The sequence below is a fragment of the Mucilaginibacter kameinonensis genome (assembly GCF_003675385.1).
In the GTDB taxonomy this organism is placed as follows: Bacteria; Bacteroidota; Bacteroidia; order Sphingobacteriales; family Sphingobacteriaceae; genus Mucilaginibacter; species Mucilaginibacter kameinonensis.
The window spans coordinates 1,336,523-1,349,990 of record NZ_RCWZ01000002.1; the positions used below are offsets into that span (position 1 = coordinate 1,336,523).

General features: G+C 39.7%; 12 protein-coding genes and 2 tRNA genes. 2 read left to right on the forward strand and 12 right to left on the reverse strand.

The genetic code is table 11. The annotated features are described in order from the left end of the window. Nucleotides 1-15: 15 nt before the first annotated feature. Nucleotides 16-429, reverse strand: a complete 414-nt coding sequence (locus EAH55_RS12530; protein WP_121809889.1) for a VOC family protein — start codon at nt 427-429, stop codon at nt 16-18. A gap of 50 nt (nt 430-479) precedes the next feature. Continuing rightward, nucleotides 480-917 carry a helix-turn-helix domain-containing protein gene (locus EAH55_RS12535; protein WP_121810060.1) on the reverse strand — a complete coding sequence of 146 codons (438 nt, stop codon included), beginning with the start codon at nt 915-917 and terminating at the stop codon, nt 480-482. A 254-nt stretch (nt 918-1,171) separates the two neighbouring features. Here EAH55_RS12535 and EAH55_RS12540 point away from each other — a divergent pair. Together EAH55_RS12540 and EAH55_RS12545 are read left to right on the forward strand one after the other, a co-directional pair. Next, nucleotides 1,172-1,245, forward strand: a tRNA-Pro gene (locus EAH55_RS12540). A gap of 96 nt (nt 1,246-1,341) precedes the next feature. Beyond that, nucleotides 1,342-1,415, forward strand: a tRNA-Pro gene (locus EAH55_RS12545). A gap of 77 nt (nt 1,416-1,492) precedes the next feature. Here the strand turns inward: EAH55_RS12545 and EAH55_RS12550 are convergent. The 10 genes from EAH55_RS12550 to EAH55_RS12595 all read right to left on the reverse strand — a co-directional run bounded on the left by EAH55_RS12550 (nt 1,493) and on the right by EAH55_RS12595 (nt 13,454). Continuing rightward, on the reverse strand, nt 1,493-2,617 hold the full coding sequence (locus EAH55_RS12550; protein WP_121809890.1) for an alpha/beta hydrolase: 1,125 nt from the start codon (nt 2,615-2,617) through the stop codon (nt 1,493-1,495). Nucleotides 2,618-2,832: 215 nt separating this feature from the next. Next, the gene (locus EAH55_RS12555) at nt 2,833-3,786 is read right to left on the reverse strand and encodes a hypothetical protein (RefSeq protein ID WP_121809891.1); all 954 of its coding nucleotides are present in this window, start codon (nt 3,784-3,786) and stop codon (nt 2,833-2,835) included. A gap of 3 nt (nt 3,787-3,789) precedes the next feature. Then, nucleotides 3,790-5,241 carry an MBOAT family O-acyltransferase gene (locus tag EAH55_RS12560; protein ID WP_121809892.1) on the reverse strand — a complete coding sequence of 484 codons (1,452 nt, stop codon included), beginning with the start codon at nt 5,239-5,241 and terminating at the stop codon, nt 3,790-3,792. Nucleotides 5,242-5,439: 198 nt separating this feature from the next. Continuing rightward, the gene (locus EAH55_RS12565) at nt 5,440-5,877 is read right to left on the reverse strand and encodes a helix-turn-helix domain-containing protein (RefSeq protein WP_121809893.1); all 438 of its coding nucleotides are present in this window, start codon (nt 5,875-5,877) and stop codon (nt 5,440-5,442) included. A gap of 608 nt (nt 5,878-6,485) precedes the next feature. Further along, the gene (locus EAH55_RS12570; protein ID WP_121809894.1) at nt 6,486-7,973 is read right to left on the reverse strand and encodes a PAS domain-containing protein; all 1,488 of its coding nucleotides are present in this window, start codon (nt 7,971-7,973) and stop codon (nt 6,486-6,488) included. 137 nt (nt 7,974-8,110) lie between these two features. Next, entirely contained in the window at nt 8,111-10,063 is a 1,953-nt protein-coding gene (locus EAH55_RS12575; protein ID WP_121809895.1) for a polysaccharide biosynthesis protein, read from the reverse strand. Between the two features lie 25 nt (nt 10,064-10,088). Next, nucleotides 10,089-11,114: a GNAT family N-acetyltransferase gene (locus EAH55_RS12580; RefSeq protein WP_121809896.1), complete on the reverse strand. Its 1,026-nt coding sequence runs from the start codon at nt 11,112-11,114 to the stop codon at nt 10,089-10,091. A 27-nt stretch (nt 11,115-11,141) separates the two neighbouring features. After that, nucleotides 11,142-11,648, reverse strand: coding sequence for a GNAT family N-acetyltransferase (locus tag EAH55_RS12585; protein ID WP_121809897.1), 507 nt, complete (start codon nt 11,646-11,648; stop codon nt 11,142-11,144). Next, the gene (locus EAH55_RS12590; protein WP_121809898.1) at nt 11,645-12,619 is read right to left on the reverse strand and encodes a hypothetical protein; all 975 of its coding nucleotides are present in this window, start codon (nt 12,617-12,619) and stop codon (nt 11,645-11,647) included. The genes EAH55_RS12585 and EAH55_RS12590 overlap by 4 nt, the downstream gene beginning before the upstream one ends. Nucleotides 12,620-12,650: 31 nt before the next feature. Further along, on the reverse strand, nt 12,651-13,454 hold the full coding sequence (locus EAH55_RS12595; protein ID WP_121809899.1) for a phytanoyl-CoA dioxygenase family protein: 804 nt from the start codon (nt 13,452-13,454) through the stop codon (nt 12,651-12,653). Between the last annotated feature and the right edge of the window lie 14 nt (nt 13,455-13,468).

A 13,468-nucleotide genomic window follows, 5' to 3' on the forward strand; every position in this document is an offset into this window, starting at 1 on the left:
GCGCAAAATGAATAACTAACTTTTCTTTTCACCCAATGAAAACCAGTTACCCGAGTCGTCTTTAAACAGAGCTTCAAAGCCGTAAAACTCTTTAGTGGGGGTTTTTGTAAACTCAACCCCTTTGGCTTTTAACTCTTCATAAGTAGCTATCAGGTCATCACATTCAAAAACGCCAAATCCGAAGGTGCCGCGTTGTACTAATTCGCGCATTTGCTGCGCTGCCAATGAATCGAACATCATGCCTTCACTTATGGCCATGAGCGATATTTCCAATTCGGGCTGCTCCGGAGGGCAAACAGTAAGCCAGCGCATTCCGGGACCCATTGCTGCGTCGGTATTTACCTTAAAGCCCAGTTTGTTTACGTAAAAGTCATAAGCGCTGTCCTGGTTAAGCACAAATACGCTCACATGGTTCATTTTGGTTATCATTTGTGTTTTGTTTTGATAAACCAAAAATCGAGATCATTAAAGAATGAAGCTTATTGAAAATTGCGTTTTTGCAGCCATTCTTTTTCACCGGCAAAACAGGACGGTATAAATTTAAGGGGCGACTGCCGCATTTCATTTTGCCTTTTTAACTCAGCCTGCTGATAATTTGCAGGTGAACAGGAGGTGACCTTTTTAAACAAAGCCGAAAAGGAAGTAATACTGTCAAAACCTACCGCATAACAAACATCAGCGACCGGAATATTCTTTTTTAAGAGCAAGCTGGCATTTTCAATCCTTACTTTAATGAGGTACTGATGCGGCGTTTTGCCATAAATGTTTTTAAACTGCCTTATGAAATGAAATTTGGAAAAATATGCCTCGTCGGCAATGTCATTCAGGTCGATAGCTTCATGATAATTTTTATCAATGAACAATTTGGCCTGCACAAGTCTGCGGTAAAGATATATTTTGGGTAGTCGTTCAATCATCTGAATATAAATATCGGCTTTTATTTGGTTATTGCGCGCAATGGCCCTTTCATTGCAATATTGAAAATCAACCAAAATTCATGGATAATTATATGATGGAAGGAAGGCTTTTATTTCGCCTGAAAAATCACACAAAATTTATTTTAGGGCAATATTTTGTTAATGAGTAGATTATATGAATACTTGAAAAATCTTTCAAAAAAAATTTTGCAACTTGATTTAAAATCCTACTTTTGCACACCCAATCAGGGAGACGGGATGTAGCGTAGCCCGGTATCGCGCCACATTTGGGATGTGGAGGCCGCAGGTTCGAATCCTGCCATCCCGACAAAAGCGATACCAAGTGTCAAAAACCCTCTAAATTGAAAGTTTAGAGGGTTTTATTTTCTGATTGGAAGAATCATAATACCCGGCGAAAGCCAAACGGGATGTAGCGTAGCCCGGTATCGCGCCACATTTGGGATGTGGAGGCCGCAGGTTCGAATCCTGCCATCCCGACTACCGGTAAACAAAAAAGCTTTGACGAAAGTCAGAGCTTTTTTGTTTTATAAGACTTTATAAACGAATCAGTTCAGTTATAATTTTGCCGCGTTTACCGAATGATAATCTCTCCAAAGCCATTCTAATGCTTCCGGAAGTGTTTGTTTTCTGACGTTATTGTCTACATGATGGGCGTTGCGCGCAAAAATAAACTGATATTGATAGTTTTTAGCCGCGAGTTCTTTGGCCATATTTTCGTTTGCAAGTACCCAGTCATGCATCCCGTCGCGCATTACATTTGGATTAAGAAGGTCCTGATCGCCCACTTCCAGCCAGATTCTTAATGGCTTTGGCCGGCTTCTGGCAATCAGGTGCTGATGAAATTCCCAGGCACCATGTGGTGTTTCCGGGTTATAGGGCCATTGCTGGTTAATGTAGGTGCCCGAATAGGTGAGCACCCTGTGATACCATTCCTGGTGGAACCAGGCCATGATCAGGGCACATGATCCGCCGGAGCTGCCACCCATAGTGGCACGGCCATCCGGGTCTTTGGTTAATTTTACCTGGCATTTGTTTTCTACAAGTGGCAGCACTTCAGTTTCAACAAATTCTGCATATCTGCCGTTCATAGTATCATATTCAAGGCCCCGTTGGCTACCCTGTGCGTCGCCACCACCGTTGCCGATTGATATAGCAATCATTGGTGGCAACTTTCCTTCGGCAATGAGGTTGTTCAGGACCGTGAATAGTAAGTCGTCGGGCCCATCAGTGCCAATGATGAATGGAGCCTCAGTACCGGGGACATATTGTTTAGGAACATAAACCGCTACCTGGCGGGCATATGGAGCTGGGTGACTTGTTGTAACTATAAGTTTGACGGGATTAGCCGGATCTGGCGTGCCAAATGTATTGGGCTCCCTGGTTATACCCGGATAAATTTTACTTTCCTTCGAGTTCATGGTAAACCGGTATATCGTGCCCTGCGGCACATTGGCTTGTACCACTGATTCCGGCGCGGGATTATGAGTAGGGCCGATAATAAAATTCCCATTAGCATTTGGCGAGGGGTTGGTTCCATCCGGTAATTCCGTAGCTGTAACATACCCTGGGGTATGCGGGTCACGGATTGGTATTTGGGCTATGATTGGGTTTACACTCCATATTGTGCAAAATAATATACCCAACACCCAGGGGCGATTGCATATTTTAATTAGCCTCATTTTGGTTTGATTTATGAAAGGGTGATTATTTAGGGTTGGTTTAAAATTAAAATTTGTAGCCGAATATTACTAATTAGCCTACCGATTTACTTTCGTAAAGGTGATAAAAGCCGTGTTTGAGAATAAATGTTGATGTAATAGCAAATGGGTGTAAAAAAAGCCCGATGCAATTGTACCGGGCTCGTCAATATAGTTTAGTTGTTTGTTGTTGATTATTAGTGGTTAAAGGTTACCAACTGCCTGTTTTCAAACGATTTTACGGAATGTGTTGGGGGAGGAGCAAGCATTCCGTTCATGATCTGTTGTTTTATGTATGTCGAATATTTGATAGCTCCTTTATAATTCAAATGACCAAAATCGGCAAACTCATCATTTTTTAGCGGAAAGTTATTGAAGTCAAGAAACTTTATATCGCTGAAATAACGTTGGCGGATCAACGAAAACTCAGCCTCATTACTTCTGTATTCATATAGTGGATGCTGAGGGCTCCTGATCAGGAAAACGTTTTTGTGCATGCCGTTGCAATAGTCTATTATTTTCCTCAGGTATTGAATATTAGTTGTTGAGATCGTGCTTTCATTTGGTGAAGCTTTAATGTGTTGCCCTGCGGGATTAGTCGCCGGCAATGGTTTGGTACCTTCTATTTTAAAATAACCTCCCGTTTTTCCGGTATAGTTGTAATTAAATGAAACAGCCTTAATCAGGTTGCTACGGGCAGCTATACCTATACAATTCATGAAGTATTTTGAATTGTGTTGAGCAAGTACCTTAAAATCTGATACTCCCATAAATGATGCGTATTGTGGGAACATGTTCGACATATAGGTATATCCCCATGTCCAGTCGTCCATTTTAGGAGCAATCTGGTTATTGGAGAACTCAATTAAAACGGTTGTGATCTGCGGATTTTGCGACAGATATTTTTTAACCTTTTGAAAGGTGTAAAAATAAGATTCAGCCGAATGCGAAAGATTGGTGAGCTTTGGTATAAGCGTGTCGTCATATGCACACTCAGAATGCGAATGGCCAAAGATTACGATAGTATCGTCTTTTTTTATGTTGAATTTCGAAAGCTTACTTACCAGATAACCCGGAATTAAGGCTATAGCCAACACGAGCAAACAGCCCGCGCAGGCAAATGTTAGGGTTTTAATTAAAAAGCGGTGCATGGCTTAAAACTGAAAATAAATAAACTGCTGCTCTTTACCTGTAAATAAAAATATCACGATGATTAGTGTGTAATAAAATGCTAATCTGTAGCCCCTTCTCCTTAGCCAGGTTAATTTTTCTATGGCATACTGGCTTTCCCGGCCCTGCCATTCCACTATAATAAAGGTGATAATAAGGAGGATAACTTCAAGCAATTGCTCTCTGCTAACATCCAATTGAGGTACAGAGAAAAGCGATTTTGAAAAGATGCTACCAATGTATTTAAACGCCTGTGTGACGCTGTCTGCCCGGAAAAAGATCCACGCGAAAATAACCTGTATAAAAGTGATCACCATTTGCATAAACTCGCGGGCCGTTGGCAAGGCCTTGCCTTTAGCAACAATTTCGAGGTGATTGCGGTTGGTTTTTAACAGGATGGAGGGGAGAATGAATAACGCGTTCAGAAGCCCCCAGATAATAAACGTCCAATTGGCACCATGCCAGAAGCCACTCACCAGGAAAATTATTAAGGTGTTGCGTACCTTGAGCCAGGTTCCGGTTTTGCTGCCCCCAAGTGGTATGTACAAATAATCTCTGAACCATGATGATAACGAGATATGCCACCGGCGCCAAAACTCGGCCATATCCCGCGAAAAATAAGGGAATGCAAAGTTTCTGAGCAGTTCGAATCCGAAAAGCCTGGCAATGCCCAGGGCCATGTCTGAATAGCCCGAAAAATCGCAATAGATCTGGAACGCAAAAAATATGGCGCCTAAAACCAGCGTGCTTCCCGAATAGTGGGCGCTGTTGGCAAATATCAGGTTAGCATAGTCGGCGCATTGATCGGCTATGACAGCTTTTTTAAACAGGCCCCAAAGTATTTGTCTTAGGCCGTTAATGGCTTCCTGGTAATCAAATTTTCTTGGTGCTTTTACCTGAGGCAACAAATGTGTGGCACGCTCAATAGGGCCGGCTACTAAAAGCGGAAAAAAGCTTACGAATAATGAATAGTCGATAAAGTTTCGCTCGGCTTTAATACGGCCTTTAAAAACATCAATTACATAGGATAAGCCATGGAAGGTGTAAAAGGAGATCCCGACAGGCAGGATAACATTCAGTGTAAGCGGGTTTAAATGAATGCCGATATTCGCGCATACAGCTGCCAGTGAAGCTGCAAAGAAGTTGTAATATTTAAAAACGCCTAAAAAGCCCAGGTTTATTGTTATGCTTAACCAAAGCCAAAAAGTTCTGAGTTTTTGGCTTTTTGCCTGGTACATTTTTAAGCCTGTGAAATAATCAAGCAGGGTTGAAAATATCAGCAAAAATAGAAAGCGCCAATCCCAGCAAGCGTAAAAGAAATAGCTTGCCGCCATCAGCAACAGGTTTTGCTGTTGCAATTTGCGGTTAAATACAAACCAATAAAGCGCGAATACTACTATCAGAAATATTCCGAACCCAAACGAATTGAAAAGCATGGTACGTGAAATTATAGGATCAGCTAAAAGGGTTGTTTAAGAAAAATCTGCAGATACAGTGGCAGGGCGCAGGAGGGGTAGCTGTATTAACGAAAGCAGCAATAAGCCGGCTGCTTTTTATAGCGGCTAACTTATTGGTGCGTTAAAAGAGAAAGTATGTTTTTATCAATATTTAAATGATTAAAAAGCAGGTGATTATTAATCAAGTTTTACCGTGTTATCATTGCGTAAAGCTTCGTTGAATTTTTCAAGCAGCTTGATGTATTTGTCCATCCAATAGTATATTGCATCAAGAGGTGCATCTTTTGCCTCATGAGTTTCAATATCTTTTTCGGCACTTTGTGAATTAAACCTCATGGCAAATTCATTCGGAAATTCTTTTGAAAAATCATGCTCTATAACAATGCCTATCTGGCAAATGATATCAAAGCTTAGCCTCTTGGTGTTGAACCAATTATACAAGGTTCGGCGGCTAACATTCAGTTTCCGGGCGATTTCACTTATTCCCATGTGGTCACGCCTCACAATTCGCTCTACAATTTTACCAAAATGTAAATCTTGAGTGTCATTAATACCAATAGATCTTTGATCATTATTGATATATGAGCTAACTGGGTAATAAACTTTGCTGTGCATAAGATTGGATTCGATTAGGTTGTCAATTTTAGTTGGTTAGCATATGTTATTTAGGTTATAATAAAATTGCAGGGTTACTTGCAGATATTTATGGCCATAAATATCCAATTTGGTTTTCTTCGAGTCATGATATTAGGTTTAGGTTGTCCATTGGTTTAATATTTCTTTCCCTACTTTTCTACCCCAGTAAACAAATTGTAATTTTTTTGAAACTTTTGATTTGATGTTTACGTAATAAAAATATGTATACTTCCATTCTTATTTCAACCTATAAAAGGTCAAATTATACCTGTAAAAGGCGCTGATTGATGCTTTTTGATACCTATCAGCTATAAAGTGTCTTTTGTCTATCCATTTTGTGCATTTTTTTTGTGAGTGATAGTTAAGTTATTAAACTGTTACAGATCGAATATATTTTTACTATATCTTGATTTCTGTAAAGTGTAAAGAATTTCAAAATAAGATAAAATACTGGTGATAAAAGCGCAAATGCCCATTAATTCGTAACATTCACCAAATAGCTAAAAAGTTTTTTGTACAACGATGAATGGCGGGTATTTAGGCGCTTGCGGTCAAAGAATTGTATTAAATAATGATAGCTTTTATAATTAAAGAGGGGTAACATCAAAAAGTATTCCTGATAGCTTTTGACACTTATTATTCTGAAGTTCGGGATACCCAATAATCCTAACTCGTTTTAAATTGCCGCCGGCAGTTATCATTTCAACCTCAATGTCAAAGGGGGCCCCATACCTTAATGAGTTTTTTAAAGCTTTTTTAACCAGAATTTGGCTTTTGCCTTCTTTTACAAATTTCCAGGCTGCTTTTATATCAGGCACAAAATGGTCGGGTAGTTCAAGAATGTTTTGTATAACCTTATCCCACTGGGTGGTATGCGTAAGCATGTCCCTGGTCCAGGTGCCTATTTTTGAAAAAGTATCAGCCCTTTTTAAAAGTTTAGCAGCCCGTTCATTCTCTTTTTCAATAGCCTTAACTTTTGAAATATCTTCGGTATGTACGCATAATCCGCCAACCGCTCCGGCTACATTGAACCACGGGTAAATATTCCATTTTAACCAGCTGCGAATGCCATTGTTCTTTTTTAATAACAAGCCATCGCACTGATAAATATTGCCCTTTAAACAATGAAGATGTTGCTTTTCGCATTTCTTTTTTGTGTCGGGTAGTATTTCGTAGATACTTCTTCCTTTGAAATCTGTATCCTGAAGATTGTATTCGGCAACCCAGCTTTTTGAAGCTGCAATAAAATGCATTTCGGCATCAAACATTGCAATGGTTATCGGTGCGTCATCAATCAGCGTTGTGTAATGGTTTATGTTTTCTTTTTTAGGCTCGGTAATTTCCTGGTCTGCTAATTTCTCTTCCAGATATTTATGATAACATGCCGAAAAATTTGACGGGTTGGAGAAATTAAGCATTACCGCCATCTGGTTTTTATTGCAGCGCTTTTCCCGGATATACCTGTCAGCTATCTCCATTTGCAGGTACCTGTAATACGAAAAGATTGTTCTTCCGAAACTTTGCTTAAAATCCCGTTTTAGTTTTGACTCGGATACAAAATGTTTTTTTGCAAGGGCAGAGATACTTGGAAAGCCGGTAAATAGGTTTTCATTTAGCGTTTTAGCAACATTTTCAAGCAACTGATCATTTTGGGTTAAAAACTCCGGTAGCTCAATTCCTGTTTCTTCATCGGCCTGGTGGTTATTTAATGGGCTGATATCGGCCATATGCGCGTAAAACCCTTTTACTTTGCCATCAACGTAATCTGGATGGTAAGTTACACGCACATTTTTAGCTTTACCCGAGTACAAGTGAATTACCTGGTCAAAAACCTGTATTTTGCCATCCAATGCCGCATTGATGTATGGCGTTTGTGCATCAAATAAACTTCCTAAAATTTCTGAAAGGTGCGATTTATTGATCATATGGTCTGGCGTAATGCCAAACCAATCGGCCGTAGCTTTATTGGCATACCGGCAAATCAGGTTTTTATCCCAATAAGCAAGCATAGCCTCTGTGTGCTCGGACACGTTGAATGCAATCTCAAAAAAATCAGAATTCAGGTCAAAGGACATAAGATTCCCTCTTAAAAAATATTACTCATCGGCTTTACCCATCTTTTGGGCAGATGAGTCTTTGGGTTATAATTTGCTTAAATCTGCAAATTATTATTGATAACATTAGATATTGGTAATATAAAAATTACAAAAAATCAGTTGACCATGTGTTTATCAATCAATTTTATATCGAGCTTTTCGTACTGCGAGTTATTGCTGATATAGTCTGGTAGTATCGTCTTCATTTTCGAAACCATCAAATCAACTTCGTTATGCAGGTTAAGCTCCAACAGGTCTTTTATTAGATTATTGATTTTAGTGTAACTAACCGGGATATTTTTTGAGATCTTAATATCCTTATTATAAGTAGGTATAACTTCTTCTTCGGCATTTAATAATTCTTCATATAATTTCTCACCGGGACGAAGTCCGGTGTAAACAATTTGTATGTCTTTTCCGGGTACAAGGCCGGCCATCTTGATCATATTGGCTGCCAGATCGGCAATTTTCACCGGTTCGCCCATATCAAACAAGAATATTTCACCGCCCTTACCCATTACCTCGGCCTCAAGTACCAGTTGCACAGCTTCGGGTATTGTCATAAAATACCTTGTAATATCCGGATGGGTAACGGTAACAGGGCCGCCTTTTTCAATTTGCGCTTTGAAACGAGGAATAACAGATCCGTTAGAACCAAGAACATTGCCAAAACGGGTTGTGATGAACCTGGTTTGATTACCCTTTGCAGGGTCGCTATTGAAAAAATGATCCTCAAACAACAGGTTGTTTAACGATTGAATATACATTTCGGCAATGCGTTTTGAAGCCCCCATGATATTGGTAGGGCGTACCGCCTTATCGGTTGATATCATTACAAATTTTTCAACCTTATATTCAATGGATATATCGGCCAGGTTTTTTGTGCCCCATACGTTGGTTAAAATAGCCTCAGTTGGATTGTTTTCCATCATAGGTACATGTTTATAAGCCGCCGCATGAAAAACAATCTGAGGCCTGTACGTATTAAACAGCGTATTTATCCGGCCGGTATTTTGGATGTCCGCAATAAAAATTCGAGTGCGGTTGCCGTAAAGCCCATCTTCAATTTCCATTTGTATATCATGCAGCGGGGTTTCGGCCCTGTCACACAATACTACAAACTCCGGGTTGTACATCAACACCTGCCTTACCAGTTCTGACCCTATCGAACCTGCGGCTCCGGTAATCAGGATGCGTTTGCCTTTTATTTCACCTAATATATGTTCGTTACAGATCTTTATGGGTTTTCGCTCAAGCAGGTCTTCAATTTTTAAATCCTGAAACTGGTTTAAATTAGGTTTCCCGTTAATCCATTGATCTGATGAAGGCACAACAATAACTTTTATGCCCAGTTCAATACATTTTTCAACTGCTACTCTTTTTCCGTCAACTTTTATGTCTTCGGAGGTTATCAGTAGTGATTTAATATCAAAGCGTTTTTTTAAGCTTTCAATTGATTTTATTGGGTAAACCCGCTTTTGTTCAATGATTTTTGATACCCTGTCAACACCGTTGTCAATAAACCCTTGAACATTCAGCATAAACCCTTTTTGAGCTTCGAGGGCATTTTTGATCAGGATAGACGGTTCGTTTGAACCGTAAATCAACACGTTTTCTTTTTCAACTTTGTAGCTTGTGGCTTCAATGAATTTAAACACATCCTTGATAATAATGCGCATGCACATCAGCATGGATGAGGTGATAAAAAAGTTGATCAGAAGTACATCCACCAGGCCCCTTACATCTATTTTAAGATAGAAGGAGAAGAATGCATGATAGAAAACGAGGAATGTAATATTGCTTGCCATCACTGTTATCAAAATCCTCATCATGTCGCGTGTATTGGAATACCTGATAATACACGTATGAATTCTCATGATCATAAAAACCATTACCGCGGTGGCGCAGTAAAACGTCATGTAATAAAGGCTGATGGGATCAAACTGAAGCCGGTTTTTAAAGTATAAGGATGTCCATAATGATAACAAAACCACCATTAGGTCAATTACCAGGATCAGCCATCTTGAATGGAATTTTTCCTGGAATAATAAATTTTTGAGGTATATCATAACTGGTTTATTTAGGTATTATCATTTAAGCGTATCTGTATAGTGGGAAAAAATCCACCTCGGTGGTTTCTTCGATACCTTTATCCTGTAAAAGCTTTTTGTATACTTCTGGGTTGGCAATATATCTCCAGGTTTGAAAGTCAAAATGGAGATCGGAGAAAGCACATTTCCAATCAAAAAGCTTGTCGTTTTTGAAACCAAGGCCGCCGCCCAGGTTGTAATATTTCATGCCTTTTTCCCTGCCTATCTGGGTTATGGAATCGGCCAGGAATTTGGTTGGGCTATGATGCAGATATTCTGCGCGGGTGCCTACCAGGTGAGCTTGTATAATACCATTAGTAAATGCTATTATAGTGCTTGCAATGGGGATGTCGTTATAGTAAACCGTTAATAAACGGGCTTCATATTCGGAGGTGTTTAATATTTCCGAAAAGTATTTCTCATTAAACAGGTAGTAGCTATTGGCGCCAACCCGTTTCATGTTTTCGGTATAAATTTCAACAAAGGTGCTTACGCCGGCGGCGTTGGTTTCATCCTCAACCCTAAAGCCTCTTTTCCATGCATGTTTAATAGCATCCATGGTTGATTGCCTATACTTTTTACGCTGCTCGTCAAGGCTTAGTGAAAGGTCAAATACAACGGTTTTGCCGTTTTCGTGAACGCCTCCAAATTTGTCAAGCAATTTTTGTTGCTTATAAAATGGGTGCAGCCTTACAAAAACAGATACATACTTTTCATTTACAAGGAAATTGCTAAAAGCAGTTTTAAAGTTTTCCATCAACGCTTCGTCGATCTCATCAATTTTTTGATTTGAGAACGGGCCGGAAAATCCATATACACAGGTTAGGTCACTGTAATCAGATCCTGGAATCCTTCGCTGCAGCAACGGGAAGCCTATATATGTATCTGCTTCTTCATATACAAAAAGAACCGGATCACCGGCAGTTTCCAGTGAATGGTAATGCCATGTATGATAAAAATCGTATTCGGCCGAATTGCCCACATAAGAAATCCATTCCTCTTTGTTGAGGAGGGTAAGCATCTTGATCATTGAATTAAAGTTTAGGAAATGGTGATATTAAGCCTCTTGATTTTGAAGATGTACAAATTTGCTTTTAGTGATATTCATGGTAATCAGGTCATTTACTTTACCTGTAATTTCAAACCCGGCTTTTTCGTAAACTGATATTGCTGCAATATTGGCCGGGTGCACCTTTAAATAAATCTCATCCAGTTCCTTATTTAAGAAACCATACTTAATCATTTGTACAGTTGCCTGGTACCCGATTCCCTTACCCCAGTAAAGCTTGTTGCCGATAAACAGGTGCAGTTCCGCGTGGCCATCAATGATGTCCAATAGCTGGATATTGCCGATATAGGTATTAAGCTCTTTAACACAAATAGCAAACCTGAGCTGATCAGGCCTGGCCAGTTTTTCGCGCAGCCAGGCTGTCTCTATTTCTGAACTGATGTAATGAGTTGGTTTGTAACCTGTATAAACCCATATTAGCGGGTCGTTGCGCCAGGCGTAAGATGTGGACGCATCTTCTATTACAAGGGGGCGTATGTAAACTGAAATGGTCATAAAAAAAGTCTTAGAATATTTAACATATTGAACATATCCTGGAGGTCATAACGTTGGTCAATTGGGAGTGGCACAAGACACTGCGCGAGAAAATTTTCGGTAGTGTTTTTTTTAGTCCATTTAAACACATTAGGCCAATAAGTTGCAACGTAGATTCTTTTTTGTATCAGGTGAACTTTCAGATGCTTATCGTTTGTTAAAAAGGGATAAACCATTGGTACGGTATGCTCATCCGTAGCATCAAACTTAAGCAGGTTATATTCGGCAAGGTGCTTGTGCAAAAAGTTGAAGTTTCGTTGCCGCACAAATACACACTCATTGTAATTGATACTTGAAAGCATTTTACGGGTCAATAACGACATGGATCTGATCTCGTTATTCTCCAGATCCTTATTGTTGTTAACGTAGTCGGAGTAGCCCGATTCTATGCCCGAATCAATGCTTTTTATCAGGTGCGAAAACCGGAGTGTCGAATTATCGACCGGAAGTTTTTTTGCAAGCTTTCTTTTAATGCTCAAATAAGCGCCATCAGGAACACCAAAAAACTTACGACAGGAATAAAATGTATCAACACCGGGAAGTGGTTCAGAAAAAAAGGCTTGCGAATTATCAACTATAAGATTTTTGATTTTATGGCTGAGCTCCACTATTTTTTCCTGCTTTATCCCGAAGTAGTTGGTGTACAGGAAGCTCGCATCCGGTTCAATTTCAAAATCAATGATGGGATCTAACTGTTTGTCAACGTGATAAAACTGATATTGAATATCTAATTTTACAATGGGCTCCAGTATGACATCGCACGTAAAATAGGGAATATAAATTTTGTGATATTTTTTTTGCAACAGTATGTACTCTAACGCGTTACGCCCTGTGTTTAAATGAACCAAATCGGGGTAGTATTCGTTCCCTTTGGGCAATTCCAGCTCTAAATACCCACCTATGGGTTTTACAGCGGCCTTATTTTTTTGCATGACTGTAAATTGATTTTGAAAAATAAAGTTGTTATCCCTGATCGCTTTTATACATTCTTAAATGGACCGGCTGGTAATATTCATCAAGGTTTTCAGGAATTCGTGAGTTGTATCCCAATACCTGCCGCTGATCGGCACTAAGCTTATCAATAAAATCATAGCCTAACATCCTTGGGTAATCCATCTGCGGTTTAATAAACGGACGTGTAAATCCCAGTGTTAATGCCCGGCGCTGTTTGATGGTTTTATTTTCCCCCGCGGCGTGCCATATGTTAGAATCAAATAGAATGATGCTCCCTTTTGGAGCTATGGCCCTGTCTGCCGCCTGGAAGAAATAGCCTTCGTTAGGCTTGATATCTGTTTTGTGAGATCCTGATAAAAAATAGGTAGCCCCGTTTTCTTCAGTAAAATCATCAAGCGTAACTATCATCTGCATCAGTAGCTTGGTATCGCCCATAAAAGTGCGTACATCGCGGTGCATGTTGCTTACATAAGGTTGCTGCTGTTGTGAATGTATTACAGCATTAAAGCCATTTAGTATATAGTTACCGCCTAAAAAATGAGCTATCTCATCGGCACAATACATTTTTTCAATAAAGGGCAGGCTGAAATTGTCTTTTTCAACAAGGTGATGAAGCGTACCCGCCATATTTGCACTTATCCCATTTTTTTCCTGTATGGCTCGTCGTTTAACATATGCTTCTTTCAGGTCCTCATTAATTTTCGCAACAAAATCGCTGTCTAAGGCATTCTCAAAAATCACCCATCCGTAATCACGTATCGCGACGCGGAAATCTTCGAAATGCCTGTCTCCGTAATTGACTCTATTTCTCATGTATCGTATTATTG